Genomic DNA, 16,016 nt, shown 5'->3' on the forward strand with positions numbered 1-16,016 from the left:
TGGTGCGCTGATGTCAGATCAGCCGGACGGGCTTCTCGGGGCGCACGCCGGTCCGGGCCAGCCAGGCCCGCAGCGGCTCCGGGTCCCCGTCCTCGACCAGCGCGAGGACCGTCGCGGTCAGGTCCGTGCACCGCGCGCCGCCCACGAACAGCGCCGGACCGTCCAGCCAGTCGAGGCCGGGCGCCGCCTCCGCCGTGTCCACGGCGGCGCAGCACACCATCGCGGCCACGTGGTCGGCCAGCAGGTCCCGCCCGCTGCGGGGCGCCTGCAGCGGGAACAGCGGCGCCGTACCGTCCGGCCCCTCCGCCGCCGGCGCGACCGGCCGCCGCGCCTCCTCGCGGGCGCTCTGCGCGGTGAGCGCGGCGGCGAGGGAGTCGGCGGCGCCGGTCTGCGGCGCGGCGAGGTGGGCGATGATCCGCGAGATGGTGGGGCCGTCGGCGGCGGGGTCGTGGTCGGCCGGACGCTTGGACCGGGGCGGCTCCGGCTCCGCGTCCGCGGCGGCCGCGCCGAGGCGGTCCAGGACGTGGTGGAGACGGGCCGCGTCGGCGCGCCACTTCCGGTCGACGACCTCCTCCGCGTACGCGCTCCACTCCACCCGCGCCCAGTCCGGGCCGGGCTCGGCCGGGACCCCGTGGAAGAGGCGGGCGGCGAGCAGCGAGGTGGCCTCGTCGACGGCGCCGGGCTCCTCCAGGAGGTCGCAGGCGGGGCGCTCGCCGAGCCGGGACGTGAAGCCCTCGGCGAGCCGGTCGCGGCGGGACAGCTCGGTGAGCGCGGAGACCACGCCGGCGTCCAGGTGGGCGGGCCAGCGGCCCATCCGCCAGGCGGGCAGCGCGACCCGGGTGAGCAGGCGGTCCCAGCCCGCGTAGGCGAGGCCGACCTGTTCCTGGGCGACGATCCGCACCCCGTAGTCGACGGCCTGGGCGCGCTCCGAGCCGGCCGCGGCGACGCCCCGTTCCATCTCGGCGGCGTGGCCCCGGCAGCTCTGCAGCAGCACCCGGGCTATCCGGCCCACGCCCTGCGCGCCGAGCCTGCGGACCGGGTCGAGGCCGGGGCTCCGGGGCACGGCCACCGCCGCGTCCAGGCCGCGGACGAAGCGCCGGGCGGCGGCTATGTCGGGATGCGCGGCCGGGCCCGTACCGGCGACGACGGGGGCGAGGACGGCGCGGAGCTCGCCGACGCGCATCCACCACAGGAAGGGCGAACCGATGACGAGGACGGGCGCGTCGCCGGTGCGGTGCAGGCCGTGGGCCCGGTGCGAGCGGTCCTCCAGCCAGCTGTCGCAGTCCGGCGTCAGGGCTATCGCGGAGGGCGCGGGCACGCCGAGCCGGTCGGCGAGGTCCCGCACGAGGCGGTAGAGGTCGGGGGCCGAGTTCTCGGCCAGCTCCACCGTCGGCGTCACGGCCGGCCTGGCGCGCGCCACGACGAGCGCGACGGCCGCGGCCACGAGCAGGACGACCACGGCGAGGGCGGTCACCACCCAGCGCGCGGCATCCCAGCCCGCGCCGGTGAAATGGCCGGTGACCCCGCCCGCGTACAGGACGACGGCCACGGCGGCGGGAAACACCGCGAGGCCGAGGGCCCGGCCGCGGACCCGCAGCACGGCGAGGGCCCGGACCCGCGCGGCGCGCGCGCCCAGCTCGTCGCCGGCCGCTGAACCGGTGCTGGTCACGCCGTACATCACCCCCTCCTGCCCTCGTCGGGACGGCCCATGCGGCCCGTGGCGGTGTTGCTCACTCCCCCACTGTGGCACCCGCCACCGACAACGCAATGTCGGTGGGCCAAGTGCCGGAGAAACGGCCGGGCAACGCCGGATCGCCTTCGCCGCACCCTAGTTGGGGGCTTCGGCGGGCGTCATCCGTATGGGCGAGTCGTCACTCGATGGAATGGCTTTGGGTAAAGGTGATGACGAAGGCGCGGCGGTGCGGTTGACTGCGCCGCCGCGCCCTCTGGCACTGCGAGGAGGCCGGGAAGAGGCCGCGAAGGGGCCGGGCGTCAGCCCCGCGCGGCCTTCTCGGCGATGTCCGTACGGTGCTGGGAACCGTCAAGACGGATACGGCCGACCGCCGCGTAGGCACGCTCGCGGGCCTCGGTCAGGTCCGAACCGGTGGCGGTGACCGAGAGCACCCGGCCGCCCGCGCTCACGATGCTGTCGCCGTCCCGCTTCGTACCGGCGTGCAGGACGTACGCGTGCGGCGCGTCCTTCTCCGCGACCTCGGCCAGGCCCTCGATCGGGTCGCCGGTGCGCGGCGTGCCCGGGTAGTTGTGCGAGGCCACGACCACGGTGACGGCGGCGTCGTCGCTCCAGCGGAGCGGCTCCTGGTCGGCGAGGGTGCCGTTGGCGGCGTTCAGCAGCACGCCGGCCAGCGGCGTCCTGAGGCGGGCCAGGACGACCTGGGTCTCCGGGTCGCCGAAGCGGGCGTTGAACTCGATGACCCGCACACCGCGGCTGGTGATCGCCAGGCCGGCGTAGAGGAGGCCGGAGAACGGGGTGCCGCGGCGGCGCAGCTCGTCCACGGTGGGCTGCAGGACGGTCGCGAGGACCTCGTCGACCAGGCCGGCGTCGGCCCACGGCAGCGGCGAGTAGGCACCCATGCCGCCGGTGTTCGGGCCCTCGTCGCCGTCGAGCGCGCGCTTGAAGTCCTGCGCGGGACGGAGCGGGAGGACGGTGGTGCCGTCGGTGATCGCGAAGAGGGAGACCTCGGGGCCGTCCAGGAACTCCTCGATGACCACGCGCTCGCAGGAGAGCGCGTGCTCGCGGGCGGTGGCGAGGTCGTCGGTCACGACGACGCCCTTGCCGGCCGCGAGACCGTCGTCCTTGACCACGTACGGGGCACCGAAGGCGTCCAGCGCCTCGTCGATCTCCTCCGGGGTGGTGCAGACGTAGCTGCGGGCGGTCGGCACACCGGCGCCGGCCATGACGTCCTTGGCGAACGCCTTCGAGCCCTCCAGCCGCGCCGCCTCCTGCGACGGGCCGAAGACCGGGATGCCGGCGGCGCGCACGGCGTCGGCGACACCGGCGACCAGCGGGGCCTCCGGGCCGACGACGACCAGGTCGGCGCCGAGCTCGGTCGCGAGCGCGGCGACGGCGGCGCCGTCGAGCTGGTCGACCGGGTGGAGCTCGGCGACCTCGGCGATTCCGGCGTTGCCGGGCGCGCAGTGCAGAGCGGTGACGTCGGGATCGAGGGAGAGGGAGCGGCACAGGGCGTGTTCGCGGGCGCCGCCGCCGATGACGAGGACCTTCACGCCAGCCAGGGTAGCCCGCGGGACCCGGTGACCCTTGTGCGGGCCACCGAGCGAGACGCGGCTACTCGTTCGTGTATTCCTCCAGGACCGTGGCCCCGAGCTCGCGCACGATCAGCTCGTGACCGGACAGCGCCGAGTCCACGAGGTCCGGATCGTCCTCCTCCGGCACGTCGTCCTCGGGCGCGACCGGGGGCGGGCCCTGCACGGGCGCCGGCGCGGGGGCCGGAGCCGGGGCGGGTGCGGGCGCCGGGGCCTGCGGGGCCGGGGCGTACTGCGCGGGCGGTGCCTGTACGGGCGCGGGCGCCGGGGCGGGCGTACGCGCCGGGGCCGGGGCGGGGGCGGACGGACGGCCGCCGCCGAAGCCGCCGCCGAAGCCTCCGGCGGCCGGAGGCGGGTTGGCGCCGCCCGAGGGGTCGACGATCGCCTCGAACTTCCAGTGCACGTTGAACTGCTCGGCCAGGGCCGCCTTGAGGACGTCCTCGCTGCCGCTGCTCGCGAAGTTGTCCCGGGCGCCCGCGGTCAGGAAGCCGAGCTGGAGGGTGGTGCCGTCGAAGCCCGCGACCTGCGCGTTCTGCGAGAGCAGGATCCAGGTGAAGCGGCGGCGGTTCTTGACCGCCTCCAGGATCTGCGGCCACATGTTCCGCACCTGCGCGGCACCGGCGGCCATGTCGCCGGAGGCGGCGGAGGGCTGCTGCGGCGCGGGCGCCTGGGCCTGCGGGACGGGTGCGGGCGCGGGCGCCGCGGGTGCGGCGGCTCCCGGCCAGGCGCCGGGCGCACCGCTGCCGGGCCGCGCGGCGCCGGGCCAGGCACCGGGCTGGGGCGCGGCGGCCTGGGGCGCCGGAGCGGGCGCGGGAGCCTGGGCCGGAGCCGGGGCGGGCGCGGCCTGCAGGGGAGCGGCCTGCACGGGAGCCGGCTGCATGGGCGCGGGCGGCGGGACATGGGCCTCCGCCGTCGGCACGTACCCCATCTGCGGCGCGGGCGAGGTGGTCGTGAACACGGCGGCCGGCGGCGCGGCCGCGGCCCCGCGCTCCAGCCGGTCGAGGCGCGCCTGCAGCGAGCGCTCGTCGTGGAAGGCGGCGGGCAGCAGCACGCGAGCGCAGATCAGCTCCAGCTGAAGGCGCGGCGAGGTGGCGCCGCGCATCTCGGTGAGCCCGGCGTTCACGAGGTCGGCGGCCCGGCTGAGCTCGGCCGCGCCGAACACCGACGCCTGCGCCTGCATGCGCTCGATGACGTCGGCCGGCGCGTCGATGAGCCCCTTCTCGGCGGCGTCCGGCACCGCGGCGAGGATCACCAGGTCGCGCAGCCGCTCAAGGAGGTCCGCGACGAAGCGGCGCGGGTCGTTCCCGCCCTCGATCACCCGGTCCACGACCTCGAAGGCCGCGGCACCGTCACCGGCCGCGAACGCGTCCACGACCGAGTCGAGCAGCGAGCCGTCCGTGTACCCGAGCAGGGACGTCGCCATGGCATACGTCACACCGTCTTCTGCGGCACCGGCGAGCAGCTGGTCCATCACCGACATCGAGTCACGCACGGACCCGGCGCCCGCGCGCACGACCAGCGGAAGGACCCCGTCCTCGACCGGGATGCCCTCGCGGCCGCAGACCTCGCCCAGGTACTCCCGCAGCGTGCCCGGCGGCACGAGCCGGAAGGGGTAGTGGTGGGTGCGCGACCGGATCGTCCCGATGACCTTCTCGGGCTCCGTCGTCGCGAAGATGAACTTGAGGTGCTCCGGCGGCTCCTCGACCACCTTCAGCAGGGCGTTGAAGCCCGCCGAGGTGACCATGTGCGCCTCGTCGATGATGTAGATCTTGTAGCGGCTCGACGCGGGCCCGAAGAACGCCTTCTCGCGCAGGTCACGGGCGTCGTCCACACCACCGTGCGAGGCCGCGTCGATCTCGATGACGTCGATCGACCCCGGCCCGTTCCGCGCCAGGTCGCGGCAGGACTGGCACTCGCCGCACGGCGTCGGGGTGGGACCCTTCTCACAGTTCAGACACCGCGCGAGGATCCGCGCGCTGGTCGTCTTGCCGCAGCCGCGCGGCCCGCTGAACAGGTACGCGTGATTGACCCGGTTGTTCCGCAGCGCCTGCTGCAGCGGGTCGGTGACATGCTCCTGCCCGATGACCTCGGCGAAGGACTCGGGACGGTAGCGGCGGTACAGCGCGAGAGACGACACGTATACGAGGTTATAGGCGCCCACCGACAACCCGGGAACGACGGACAGGCGCGGCCGGGACGGCCGGGGCGGCCCCGGTCGGCGCCCCCGGGAACGCAAGCGCCCCCCACGCACCCGCCAGAGCCGACCTACCCTTGCTGCCTTCCGGCCCTGGGGGAGTTCAGTCAGATAGCGCCACGTGAGGGGCTCCGCCCAGAGTACCCGATCCGGGCCCCCTCTCGTCCCCCTCCCCGACCCGCCTCCCGACCCGCACCCCGACCTGCGTCCTTCGCCGGACCCCCGCTCCGGATCACGTGCGCGAGCACCCCTTCCGGTCATGTAATGTTCTCCACGGAGGATTCGCCTAGAGGCCTAGGGCGCACGCTTGGAAAGCGTGTTGGGGGCAACCCCTCACGAGTTCGAATCTCGTATCCTCCGCCAGCCCAGAGGGCCGGACCGCGAAAGCGGCCCGGCCCTCTGGCTTTTCTGCGGCTTTTCAGATCGAAACGGCGTCAGCCGACGGGCGTCGTGATCGTCGCCGCGTTGTTGCCGGGCCGCGGGTCCGGGGTGTCGCTGGTCGCGGAGACCTCGTTCGTCACGCCGCCGCTGGTCGCGCGGACCTTCACGGCGATCGTGACGGTCGCGGCCGCGCCCCGGCCCAGGGTGCCGAAGTGGCAGGTCACCGTGTCCGTCGTACCGGTCGGCGGGGTGTCGCAGTAGCCGACCGACGGGCTGGCGCTCGCGTAGCGGGCGTTGGCGGGGAGGTGGTCGGTGAGGACGACGTCGTCCGCGGAGGTCGGGCCGTAGTTGTGGACCCGTACGGAATAGGTGAGGGTGCCGCCGTTGGCGACCGGCTCCGGGCTCGCGGCGATCGAGGTGGCGAGGTCGGCGAGGGGGCGGCTGACGGCGATGCTGTGCTCGAAGCCCGCGCCGATCGACGTGGCGCCTTCGAGGAATCGGGTGCAGGGCGCGGTCTGGCCGAGGGCGCAGACGCGGACCGGCGTCAGACCGTTGGTCGTGGTGCCGTCGCCGAGCTGGCCGTTCGCGTTGTCGCCCCAGGCGCGTACGGAACCGTCGGAGCGCAGCGCGAGGCTGTGGTAGCCGGTGATGCCGGCGGCCACCGCGGTGACCCCGGTCAGGCGCGCGGCGCAGTTGCCCGGCGCGCAGACCTGTACCGGGATGTTCCGGAACGTGGTGGTGCCGTCGCCGAGCTGGCCGTACCCGTTGCCGCCCCAGGAGACGACGGTGCCGTCGGCCCGCGCGGCCAGGCTGTGCGTCTCTCCCGCGGCCACGGACTTCACGCCCGTCAGGAAGACCGAGCACGGTGCGGTCTGGCCGACCGCGCAGACCCGTACGGGGCTGGCGTGCTGGTCGTTGTCGCCGATTCCCAGAAGGCCGCCCGCGCCCCAGCTGTAGACGGTGCCGTCGGTGCGGGACGCGACGCTGTGGAACTCTCCGGCCGCCACGGAGACCACGTCGGAGAGCTCGATCTGCACCGGGGTGGCGCGGGCCAGGGTGGTGCCGTCGCCGAGCTGGCCGTTGCCGTTGAAGCCCCAGGTCGCGACCGAGCCGTCGGAGCGCGCCGCGATGGCGTGCTGGTAACCCGTGGCGAGGCTGGTGACCCTGGACAGGAACTGGGTGCACGGCGCGGTCGTGCCCACGTCGCAGACGCGGACCGGGGTGGGCCGGTCGGTCGTGGTGCCGTCGCCGAGCCTGCCACCGACGCCGCTCCCCCAGGCGAGCACGGTTCCGTCGGTGAGCAGCGCGAAGCTGTGGACGTCGCCGACCGCGACGGAGACCACTCCGGTGAGGAACCTCGTGCACGGCGCGGTCTCGCCGAAGGCGCAGACGTGGACGGGCGTGGTGCGGGTGGTCGTGGTGCCGTCGCCCAGCTGCCCGTTCGCGTTGTTGCCCCAGCCGACGACGGACCCGTCCTCCAGGAGGGCGATGCTGTGCCCGTCACCCGCCGCGACCTGCACGACCTTGTCGAGCGGCACGGTGCAGGGAGCGTTCCCGCAGACCCGCCCGGGCACGGTGCTCGTACCGACGGTGCTGCCGTCGCCGAGCTGGCCGAGACCGTTGCTGCCCCAGGCCAGGGCCGTGCCCGGCGGGCCGGTCCGGATGTCCCGCGCGACGTCCGGACCTCCGCCGAACCGTCCGCCCGCGCCGTCGGCGTACGCGGGGGGCAGGGCGGACAGTGCGAGCGCGGCGACCACGCCCAGGACGGCGGCGAGTGGTCTTCGGAGGGTGGGGACGTGCATACGCGTTCCTCTCACCGGGCCGGAACGGCTCCGGCCGACGCGCTCACCATGCGGGCGCGCCCGGGCGCGCAGGCGTCAGCGACACCTCGCCGCCGCGCGCCTTCACCCGATGCGGTGCGTGCACCACAGCCGGGTGGGTGGAGGGTGCGCGGGGCGCGCGGGGATCCGCGCCGCGCGCGTGCGGCTCAGTCGTCGAAGTTGTCGCTGGCCAGCCGGAGCGCCAGGTCCTGCAGGATGTGCTCGGTGTCCGGCTCCGCGCCCGAGGCGTCGTGCGCGTCGGCCAGGGCGTCGAAGGCCGTGATGAAGCCGTTGACGAGCGCGCTCAGCGGCTCGGAGAGCTGGGCCAGGACCGAGAACCCGATCTCCTCGGCGCTGGCCTCGGCCGGCACCGCGAACTGCCCCGGGATCACCTCCCCCAGCAGGTCCGAGACCAGGCTCTCGTCGACCCCGCCGCGCAGGGCCGTCAGTGCGGCGATCGCCTTGATCTTGATCTCGTTCTCGGTCACACGTCGAGCCTAGGAGTCGGTACGGGCCCGGGGCCGCAATTCGCGCGACACGCAGGCCGAGGAGGTGTCCTTCTCGGAGGCCGCCGCCCCGCCGCTGGATTCCTCGGCCCGCTTTCCGGGCAGCCGGCCCGCCAGGGCCAGCGTTCCCGCCGCCGCGCCGAGTCCGGCGAGCAGGGCCGACCACCAGAGGGTGGCGGGGCCGAGCGACGTGTACACGGTGACGCCGAGGGTGAGCGCGGCGAAGCGGGCCGTGCCCCACGTCCAGCTGAAGGCACCCTGGTAGCGGCCGCGGGCGTGGGCCGGGGCCAGGTTGGAGACGATCGTGGCGGCGATGCCGGAGACGACGACCTCGCCGAGGGACCAGACGACGACCGAGACCGTGAAGCCCACGATGCCGTCGGCCATGCCGGTCAGGGCGACCCCGACCGCGACGAGGGTGCTGCCCGCGGCCTGCACCGGAAGCTGGGGCAGCCGGGCCAGGCGGGCGGCGGTGAAGGGCTGGAGGGCGACGACGAGGACGGCGTTGACGGCCGCCATCGCGCCATACGCCGCGGGCGGCAGGCCGCTGTCGTGGACGGCGAGCGGCAGGGCGACCTCGGTGAGGGAGTAGACGAAGAGCTGGACGCCGAAGAGCGGCAGGAGGACGAGGGCGCGGCGGTCGCGGAACACGACGCCGTACCCGATGCCGCCGCGGCCGATACCGCTGCCGCCGCGGCCGGTGCCGTCGCCGTCGCCCGCCGGGTCGTCCACAGGCCGTGGAGGACGCGGCGGCTCGCTCAGGCGGGTCACGACCACGAGCGCGTACAGCAGCATCGTTCCCGCGTCGACCGTGAACAGCAGCCAGTAGCCCTGCGCGGCGAGCACTCCGCCCAGCACGCCGGCGACCGCCGTACCGAGGTTCACGCCCCAGCCGAAGAGGGCGTACGCGCGCTGCCGGCGTTCGGCGTCGACGGCGTCCGCCATCAGGGCGTACGCGGCCGGGGCGACGACCATTCCGGTGGCACTCACCAGCAGCGCGGCGGCGGCCATCGCCCACACGCCGGGCGCCACGAACAGCGCGCCCTGCGCCGCCGCCGAGCCGACGAGGCCGATGAGCATGGTGGGGCGGCGGCCGAGGCGGTCGGCGAGGACACCGCCGACGGCCGGGCCGAGGAGGTTGCCGGCGCCGAGCGCGCCGAGGACACACGTGGTGTCGGTGCCGGTCACCCCGCGGGAGGCGAGGAAGAAGACGAGGAAGGGCGTGACGAGGAAGCCGAGGCGGTTGACGACCGTACCGGCGAAGATCGTCCACACGACGGCGGGGAGGTCTCTGAAGGAGCTGGGCATGCCGGGAGCGTGCTCCCCTGCCCGTACCGCCCTCCAATGATTAAGCTCAGACCGAATCGGACCGAATCCGCCGCGGGGGCGCGGGGCGCGGACACGGGGCGCGGACACGGGGGTGCGCATGGAAGCCGGGCTCGTCTTCTCCGCCGCGGACCTCGCGCAGACCCGTTTCGCCGTCTCCCCCATGTGGGAGGTGGTCACCAGCTTCCGGCAGCTGCTCCGCGCCCCCAACAGCCATCCTCTGCACCGCCGTTGGTTCGAACAGGTCCGGCCCCGCTTCCTGCGCGCCGGGCTCGACCGGGGACGGCTCGCCGCGCTGGTCCCGGCCCACGGCTACCTCGCCGACTTCCTGAACCCCACCCCCACCACCCCCTTCCCCTCCCTGGGCACCGAACTCGACGCCATCGGCCGCACCCCCGCCGACCGGATCGCCCACGACCTGAAAATCCTCGACGGGGCCCACGGCATCCGCCTCAACCCCTCCGACATCGACCTCGACCGGCTCCGCGACGAGATCCTCACCTACTGGGAACTCGCCCTGGCCCCCTACTGGGCCCGCATCCGCGGCCTCCTCGAAGCCGATGTCTTCCACCGCGCCCGGCAGGTCGCCGAACACGGTTCGGCGCGCGTGCTCGGCGAACTCCACGAGACCGTGCGGTGGGACGACGACACCCTGCGGCTCGTCTGGCACGCCTGCGGGCTCACCCGCGACCAGGCAGGGGCCGGACTGCTGCTCATCCCGTCCGCGTTCGCCTGGCCGAAGGTCCTGACCCGCTCCGTGTCCCCCGATCCACCCCAACTCGCCTATCCCGCACGCGGGATCGGCAACCTCTGGGAGCCCCGCACCACGACCGCCGCCACCGAAGCCGTCGCCGCCGTGCTCGGGCGCTCGCGCGCCCTGCTGCTCGCCGAGCTCGACACACCCGCGTCGACGACCCGGCTCGCCGCCGCCTTCGGGCTCTCGGCGCCCGCGGTCTCCCAGCACCTCATCGCCCTGCGCAACGCCGGCCTGGTCACCGCGCACCGCAGCGGCCGGTCCGTCCTCTACGCCCGCACCGCCGTCGCCGACGCGCTGCTCTGCCCGGCCAAGGAGCCCGTGTGACCCGTGTGACCCCTTCTACTCCTGTGACCTGGACCGAGCGGACACTTCGCGTACGGGACGGGGTGCGGCTCTCGCTCCGCGACTGGGGCGGCGGGGACGGGGACGGCGACCGGCAGCCGCTCCTCCTGCTCCACGGGCTCGCCGGGCACGCCGGCGAATGGGACGCGCTCGCCCGGCGTCTGCGCGCCGACGGGCACCGGGTCGTCGCCCTCGACCAGCGCGGGCACGGTGCGAGCGAGCGGCGGCCGAAGGACGTGTCGCGGGCCGCGTACGTCGCCGACGTCATCGAGGTGTGCCGACAACTCGGGTTCGACCGGCCGGTGTTGATCGGGCAGTCGTACGGAGGCCACGCCGCGCTCCTGACCGCCGCCGCGCACTCCGACCGGATCTCGGCGGCCGTCCTCGTCGAGGCGGGGCCCGGCGCCGGCTCTCCCGAGACCCTGGCGGAGGTCGGCGGCTGGCTGCGCGGGTGGCCGGTGCCGTTCCCGACGCGCGAGGCGGCGGTCGCGTACCTCGGCGGCGGTCCCGTAGGGGAGGGCTGGGCGGACGGCCTGGAGGAGCGGGACGGCGGGCTCCGGCCCCGATTCGACCCCGAGGTGCTGATCGCCTCGCTCGCCGAGAACACCGGGCGGGCCTGGTGGGAGGAGTGGGCGGCCATCGACGTGCCCGTCCTCGCCGTGCTCGGCCGGAACGGGATCATCCCGGGCGACGAGTACGCCGAGATGGCACGGCGGCAGCCCGAGCGGCTCCGGGCCGTCTGCGTAGCCGGCACCGGCCACGACCTGCATCTGGAGCGGCCGGACGTCCTCCACGCACTCGTCTCCGGGTTCCTCGTGTCCGGACTCCTCGCCGAGTGACCGGCTGCACGCGGGACCACCCGCGACCGTGCCGGTGGAGAACAGCCGGGAGCCGGCGGCGGGGACCGGCGGCAGCGACCGGCGGCAGCGGTGACGGACTTCCCGGCGGCCTGAGGGCCATGCTTGGCCCCATGGGTGAGAGGCATGAGACGAGAAGGATCGACCCTGCCGAGCGCCGGGCCCGGCTCGCGGTGCGGCACCGGCTGGCCGGGGCGGCGCGGGCGGGGACGGCCGAGGAGGTGGCCGGTTCGCTGGTGGCGCTGCACGCGACGGACCCGGCGACGGTGTTCCTGGCGGCGGGCGCACGGCTCGCGGCCGACCGGGACCCGGTGGCGGAGGTGGAGCGGGCGCTGTACGAGGAGCGGACGCTGACCCGGATGCACGGCATGCGGCACACCGTCTTCGTCGTGCCCTCCGCGCTCGCGGCCGTCGTCCACTCCTCCACCGCCGACGCGGCCTCGGCCCGCGAACGCACCACGCTCCTCAAGCACCTGGCCGCCGGCAGCGACTACGACGAAGCGTGGCTCGCCGAGACCGAGCGCCAGGTCCTGGCCGAACTGGCGGCCCGCGGCGAGGCCACCGGCACGGAACTCGGCGCGGCCGTACCGCGCCTGCGGGCGCAGTTCCTGTACGGCGTGGGCACCAACCAGGAAGGCCCGCAGTCCGTCTCCAGCCGGATCCTGAGGGTCCTCGGCATGGAGGGCCGCATCGCCCGCGGCCGTCCGCAGGGCGGCTGGACGTCGAGCCGCTTCCGCTGGTCGCCGGTCCCGGCCCACGAGGACCTCCCGCCCGCCGAGGCCCGCGCGGAGCTCGTACGCCACTGGCTCGCGGCGTACGGCCCGGCGACGGAGGCGGACCTGAAGTGGTGGACGGGCTGGAAGGTGACGGACGTGCGCCGGGCCCTGGCGGCGCTCGGCGCGGAGCCGGTGACCTTGGAGGACGGGGCGGGCTTCGTCCTGCCGGACGACCTCGAACCCGTACCGCCGCTCGACGGGTCCTGGGCGGCGCTGCTGCCGGCGCTCGATCCGACGGCGATGGGCTGGCAGGCCCGCGACTGGTACCTGGACCCGGCCCACCGCGCCCCGCTCTTCGACCGGAGCGGGAACATCGGCCCGACGGTGTGGTGGGACGGCCGGATCGTCGGCGGCTGGGCTCAGCGCGCCGACGGCGAGATCGTCTGGCGGCTGCTCACGGACCCGGGGAAGGATGCCGTACGGGCGGTGGAGGCCGAAGCGGCCCGGCTGGCGGCCTGGGTCGGCGACGTCCGGGTCACACCCCGCTTCCGTACCCCGCTCGAAAGGGAACTCTCCGCGTGAGCGACGCTCTCCGCGTGAGCGACGCAGACACCGACCTCCTCCTGATATCCGCCCAGCGCACCTCCACCGCCCTCCTCCTGACCGAGGCGGCCGCGCGCCGCGGCCTGGCGGCCCGGGTGCTCGACGGACGGCCGGCGGACACCGTCGTGCGCCCGGGCGAGGCGGTGCACTGGCACGGCGGCCCGCGGCTCGCCGACGAGATCACCGAGCGGTTCGGACTCGGGCTGCTGGAGCCGTCGGACGGCTGGCTGGCGGAGCTGCCGCGGGAGTTCACCCGGCGCCGGATCAGCCTTGAGGCGTTCTCCTCCGTCTACCGCGAGGTGTGGCAGCCGGTGTTCCTGAAGCCGCCGTCGGACAAGTCCTTCGAGGCGGCGGTGTACGGCGATCCCGACCGCGGCCTCTCCGACCTCGCCCGCACCCTGCCCCCGCACACCCCGGTCCTCGTCTCGGACCCGGTGACCTTCACCGCCGAGTACCGCCTCTTCGTCCTCGACGGGCAGGTCGTGACGGGCAGCCGCTACGCCGTGTACGGGCGCCTCGACCCGGGCCCGTTGACGCCGGACGCCCGCCGCTTCGGCGCGGAGCTGCTCGCGGCGGTCGGCGACACGCTGCCGAGCGGGGTGGTCGTGGACGTCGGCCCGCTGGAGGACGGCGGCTGGGCGGTGGTGGAGGCGAACATGGCGTGGTTCGCCCAGTGCTACGCGGCGGATTCCGGCGCGGTCCTCGACGTGGTCCTGCGGTCGGCGGGCCCCCGGGAGCGGGTCGCGGAGCGGGACCGTTCGTTCCTCCGGGTGACATCGCGGGAGGCATCGGGCTGACTGTCGGCCCGATGTCGAGAAACCCGGTCCGGCTCCGACGTCCCCTGTGGAAGAACCACAGCACACCCTCCCTCCGGACGAGGAGAACGTCATGAAGTACCTGGTGATGGTGCAGGGCGCGCAGGCCGACTACGACGCCATGAACGGGAAGGCGTCCGCGCACAGCCCGGCCTGGAGCGAGCAGGACCTGAAGACGATGTTCGCGCACATGAACGCGATCAACGACGACCTCGCCGAGAGCGGGGAGCTCGTCGACGCGCAGGGGCTGGTCGAGCCGGGGCGGACCCGGTTCGTGAGCGTCGACGGCGAGGGGCGGCCGGTGGTCACGGACGGGCCGTACGGGGAGACGAAGGAGGTGCTCGCCGGATACTGGATCGTCGACTGCGAGAGCCTGGAGCGGGTGACCGAGATCGCGGCGCGGGCGGCGAGCTGCCCGCAGCCGGCCGGGGCGCCGGAGTATCCGGTGGTGATCCGGCAGATCGACGAGCGGGGCGGGGCCGACCTCCTGACGGACCTCGGCTGACGCCGGCCGACCCGGGCTGACCTCGGTTGAAGCCTTCGTACGCCGTCGAGGACCTGCTGCGGCTGCACGCGCCGCAGGTCCTCGGCGCGCTCGTGCGCCGGTACGGGCACTTCGACGCCGCCGAGGACGCCGTACAGGAGGCACTCCTCGCCGCCGCCGGGCAGTGGCCGCGGGACGGGGTGCCGGGCAATCCGCGCGGCTGGCTGATCCGGGTGGCGTCGCGACGCCTGGTGGACGCGCTGCGGTCGGAGGAGGCGCGGGCGCGGCGCGAGGAGACGGCGGTACGGCTCGAACCGCGCGTGGTACGGGCGGCGCCGGCCGAGGACGACACGCTCACGCTGCTGTTCCTGTGCTGCGACCCGGTGCTGCCGCCGGCCGCCCGGATCGCGCTGACGCTGCGGGCGGTGGGCGGCCTGACGACGGCGGAGATCGCCCACGCGTTCCTGGTGCCGGAGGCGACGGTCGCGCAGCGGATCAGCCGGGCGAAGGCGAAGCTGCGGGCGACCGGCGCGGACCACCCCTTCCATCCTCCGCGGCCCGAGGACCGGGACGCCCGCCTCGGCTCCGTCCTCCAGGTCCTCTACCTGATCTTCAACGAGGGCTACACCGCCACCTCCGGCCCCGCCCTCCACCGCGCCGACCTCGCCCGCGAGGCGATCCGGCTGACCCGGGCGGTGCGCCGGCTGCTGCCCCGCGAGGGCGCGGTGACCGGGCTGCTCGCCCTGATGCTGCTGACCGAGGCGCGCAGCGCGGCCCGCACCGGCCCGGACGGGGAGCTGGTCCCGCTCGACGAGCAGGACCGCTCCCGCTGGGACCGGGCGGCGATCGCGGAGGGCACCGCCCTGGTCGAGGAGGCCCTGACGGAGGGCCCGCCCGGCCCGTACCAGCTCCAGGCCGCCATCGCCGCCCTCCACGACGAGGCCGCGGACCCGGACGACACCGACTGGCCGCAGATCCTGGCCCTCTACGACGTCCTGCTCACGAAGATCCCGGACGACCCGATGGCGCAGCTGGGCCGCGTGGTCGCCCTCGCGATGACCGCCGGCCCGGAGGCCGGCCTGGCCGCCCTCACCGCGCTCGAACCCCGCCTCCCCGCCCCGGTGACCGCCCACCGCCTCCCCGCAGTCCGCGCCCACCTCCTCGAACGCACCGGCGCCCACCGAGCCGCGGCCGCCGCCTACCGCACGGCCGCCCGCGCGACCGAGAGCCTCCCGGAACGGCGCTATCTGCAGATGCGTGCGGCACGGCTCGATCCGTGAGCCTCGGTACGTGAGTCGGTCCGTGAGTCGGTCCGTGAGCCCGGCTCCTGGTAGTCGGCCGTCAGCCCTCGCGCAGGCGGGCCAGTGTCGTGTCCAGGTTCACCCCGCAGGACGTCGTCCGGTTGTACGGGAGCTTGCCGAGCATCGCTGCCATGCCGCAGGTGTTGGTGAGGGCCGAGTAGGCCAGGCCGGCCGCGACGGAGGCCGAGAGGAGTTGGAAGGCGGGGTGGACGAGGAGGGCGAGGAGGAGGCCGAGGAGGACGAGGGTGCCGGCGGTGAGGCGGACCTGGCGGTCCATGGCCCAGGGGGTGCGGGCCGGGGCGCCGGCGGGGCGGGCGAGGGTGTGGCCGCGGGTGGCGTAGCCGGCGGTGCCGCCGGTCAGGTCGAGGGTGGGGATGCCGTGGGCGGCGAGGCGGGCGCAGGCGGTGCGGGAGCGGTTGCCGGACTGGCAGACGACGAGGAGTCCGCCGCGGGCGGCGGCTTCCTTGAGGGCGGGGACGGCCTGGTCGAGGCGGTCGAGGGGGATGTTGAGGGCGCCGGGGACGTGGCCGCCGGCGTACTCGGCGGGGCTGCGGACGTCGACGACGGTGAGCTCGGCGAGGCGGGCGTGGGCCTGGTCGGCGTCGAGGGCGGCGGTGAGGGTCATGTCAGGT

Annotated in this window: 13 protein-coding genes, 1 tRNA gene and 1 other RNA gene; 7 read left to right on the forward strand and 8 right to left on the reverse strand. The window is 75.1% G+C overall.

What is annotated here, in order from left to right; genetic code table 11:
* Positions 1–13 precede the first annotated feature (13 nt).
* The 4 genes from ACWEV0_RS07705 to ffs form a co-directional block, all read right to left on the reverse strand.
* Positions 14–1,678, reverse strand: coding sequence for a hypothetical protein (locus ACWEV0_RS07705; RefSeq protein WP_453147393.1), 1,665 nt, complete (start codon positions 1,676–1,678; stop codon positions 14–16).
* Positions 1,679–1,992: 314 nt separating this feature from the next.
* Positions 1,993–3,243, reverse strand: coding sequence for a phosphoribosylamine--glycine ligase (gene purD, locus ACWEV0_RS07710; protein WP_453147395.1), 1,251 nt, complete (start codon positions 3,241–3,243; stop codon positions 1,993–1,995).
* A 61-nt stretch (positions 3,244–3,304) separates the two neighbouring features.
* The gene (locus ACWEV0_RS07715) at positions 3,305–5,419 is read right to left on the reverse strand and encodes a DNA polymerase III subunit gamma and tau (RefSeq protein WP_453147397.1); all 2,115 of its coding nucleotides are present in this window, start codon (positions 5,417–5,419) and stop codon (positions 3,305–3,307) included.
* 92 nt (positions 5,420–5,511) lie between these two features.
* Positions 5,512–5,610: signal recognition particle sRNA small type (gene ffs, locus ACWEV0_RS07720), an RNA gene on the reverse strand.
* A 141-nt stretch (positions 5,611–5,751) separates the two neighbouring features.
* Between ffs and ACWEV0_RS07725 the strand changes: the two genes are divergently transcribed.
* Positions 5,752–5,839 (forward strand) — tRNA-Ser (locus ACWEV0_RS07725).
* Positions 5,840–5,910: 71 nt separating this feature from the next.
* Here the strand turns inward: ACWEV0_RS07725 and ACWEV0_RS07730 are convergent.
* The 3 genes from ACWEV0_RS07730 to ACWEV0_RS07740 all read right to left on the reverse strand — a co-directional run bounded on the left by ACWEV0_RS07730 (position 5,911) and on the right by ACWEV0_RS07740 (position 9,491).
* Positions 5,911–7,659 (reverse strand): RCC1 domain-containing protein, encoded by a 1,749-nt coding sequence (locus ACWEV0_RS07730; protein WP_453147398.1) that lies wholly within the window; start codon positions 7,657–7,659, stop codon positions 5,911–5,913.
* A 185-nt stretch (positions 7,660–7,844) separates the two neighbouring features.
* Positions 7,845–8,165: a hypothetical protein gene (locus tag ACWEV0_RS07735; protein ID WP_453147400.1), complete on the reverse strand. Its 321-nt coding sequence runs from the start codon at positions 8,163–8,165 to the stop codon at positions 7,845–7,847.
* A gap of 9 nt (positions 8,166–8,174) precedes the next feature.
* The gene (locus ACWEV0_RS07740; protein ID WP_453147402.1) at positions 8,175–9,491 is read right to left on the reverse strand and encodes an MFS transporter; all 1,317 of its coding nucleotides are present in this window, start codon (positions 9,489–9,491) and stop codon (positions 8,175–8,177) included.
* Positions 9,492–9,609: 118 nt separating this feature from the next.
* Between ACWEV0_RS07740 and ACWEV0_RS07745 the strand changes: the two genes are divergently transcribed.
* The 6 genes from ACWEV0_RS07745 to ACWEV0_RS07770 all read left to right on the forward strand — a co-directional run bounded on the left by ACWEV0_RS07745 (position 9,610) and on the right by ACWEV0_RS07770 (position 15,363).
* The gene (locus tag ACWEV0_RS07745) at positions 9,610–10,590 is read left to right on the forward strand and encodes a DUF5937 family protein (RefSeq protein ID WP_453147404.1); all 981 of its coding nucleotides are present in this window, start codon (positions 9,610–9,612) and stop codon (positions 10,588–10,590) included.
* Positions 10,591–10,613: 23 nt separating this feature from the next.
* Complete coding sequence (locus ACWEV0_RS07750; RefSeq protein WP_453147481.1) at positions 10,614–11,447, forward strand: alpha/beta fold hydrolase; 834 nt, start codon at positions 10,614–10,616, stop codon at positions 11,445–11,447.
* Between the two features lie 131 nt (positions 11,448–11,578).
* Positions 11,579–12,763, forward strand: a complete 1,185-nt coding sequence (locus ACWEV0_RS07755) for a winged helix DNA-binding domain-containing protein (RefSeq protein WP_453147406.1) — start codon at positions 11,579–11,581, stop codon at positions 12,761–12,763.
* 14 nt (positions 12,764–12,777) lie between these two features.
* Entirely contained in the window at positions 12,778–13,581 is an 804-nt protein-coding gene (locus tag ACWEV0_RS07760) for an ATP-grasp domain-containing protein (protein WP_453147408.1), read from the forward strand.
* 91 nt (positions 13,582–13,672) lie between these two features.
* A complete protein-coding gene (locus tag ACWEV0_RS07765; RefSeq protein WP_453147409.1) occupies positions 13,673–14,104 on the forward strand; it encodes a YciI family protein in 432 nt (143 codons plus the stop codon).
* 26 nt (positions 14,105–14,130) lie between these two features.
* The gene (locus ACWEV0_RS07770; RefSeq protein WP_453147411.1) at positions 14,131–15,363 is read left to right on the forward strand and encodes an RNA polymerase sigma factor; all 1,233 of its coding nucleotides are present in this window, start codon (positions 14,131–14,133) and stop codon (positions 15,361–15,363) included.
* 61 nt (positions 15,364–15,424) lie between these two features.
* Here the strand turns inward: ACWEV0_RS07770 and ACWEV0_RS07775 are convergent, their stop codons facing one another.
* Positions 15,425–16,009, reverse strand: a complete 585-nt coding sequence (locus ACWEV0_RS07775) for a rhodanese-like domain-containing protein (protein ID WP_453147413.1) — start codon at positions 16,007–16,009, stop codon at positions 15,425–15,427.
* Positions 16,010–16,016 lie beyond the last annotated feature (7 nt).

It is taken from the genome of Streptomyces sp. NPDC003943, assembly GCF_053605265.1.

Bases quoted from the DNA above. Each gene is read 5' to 3' on its own strand.
- ACWEV0_RS07705 (WP_453147393.1), bottom strand. From the start codon at position 1,678: ATGTACGGCGTGACCAGCACCGGTTCAGCGGCCGGCGACGAGCTGGGC.
- ACWEV0_RS07730 (WP_453147398.1), bottom strand. From the start codon at position 7,659: ATGCACGTCCCCACCCTCCGAAGACCACTCGCCGCCGTCCTGGGCGTG.
- ACWEV0_RS07740 (WP_453147402.1), bottom strand. From the start codon at position 9,491: ATGCCCAGCTCCTTCAGAGACCTCCCCGCCGTCGTGTGGACGATCTTC.
- ACWEV0_RS07745 (WP_453147404.1), top strand. From the start codon at position 9,610: ATGGAAGCCGGGCTCGTCTTCTCCGCCGCGGACCTCGCGCAGACCCGT.
- ACWEV0_RS07755 (WP_453147406.1), top strand. From the start codon at position 11,579: ATGGGTGAGAGGCATGAGACGAGAAGGATCGACCCTGCCGAGCGCCGG.
- ACWEV0_RS07765 (WP_453147409.1), top strand. From the start codon at position 13,673: ATGAAGTACCTGGTGATGGTGCAGGGCGCGCAGGCCGACTACGACGCC.
- ACWEV0_RS07775 (WP_453147413.1), bottom strand. From the start codon at position 16,009: ATGACCCTCACCGCCGCCCTCGACGCCGACCAGGCCCACGCCCGCCTC.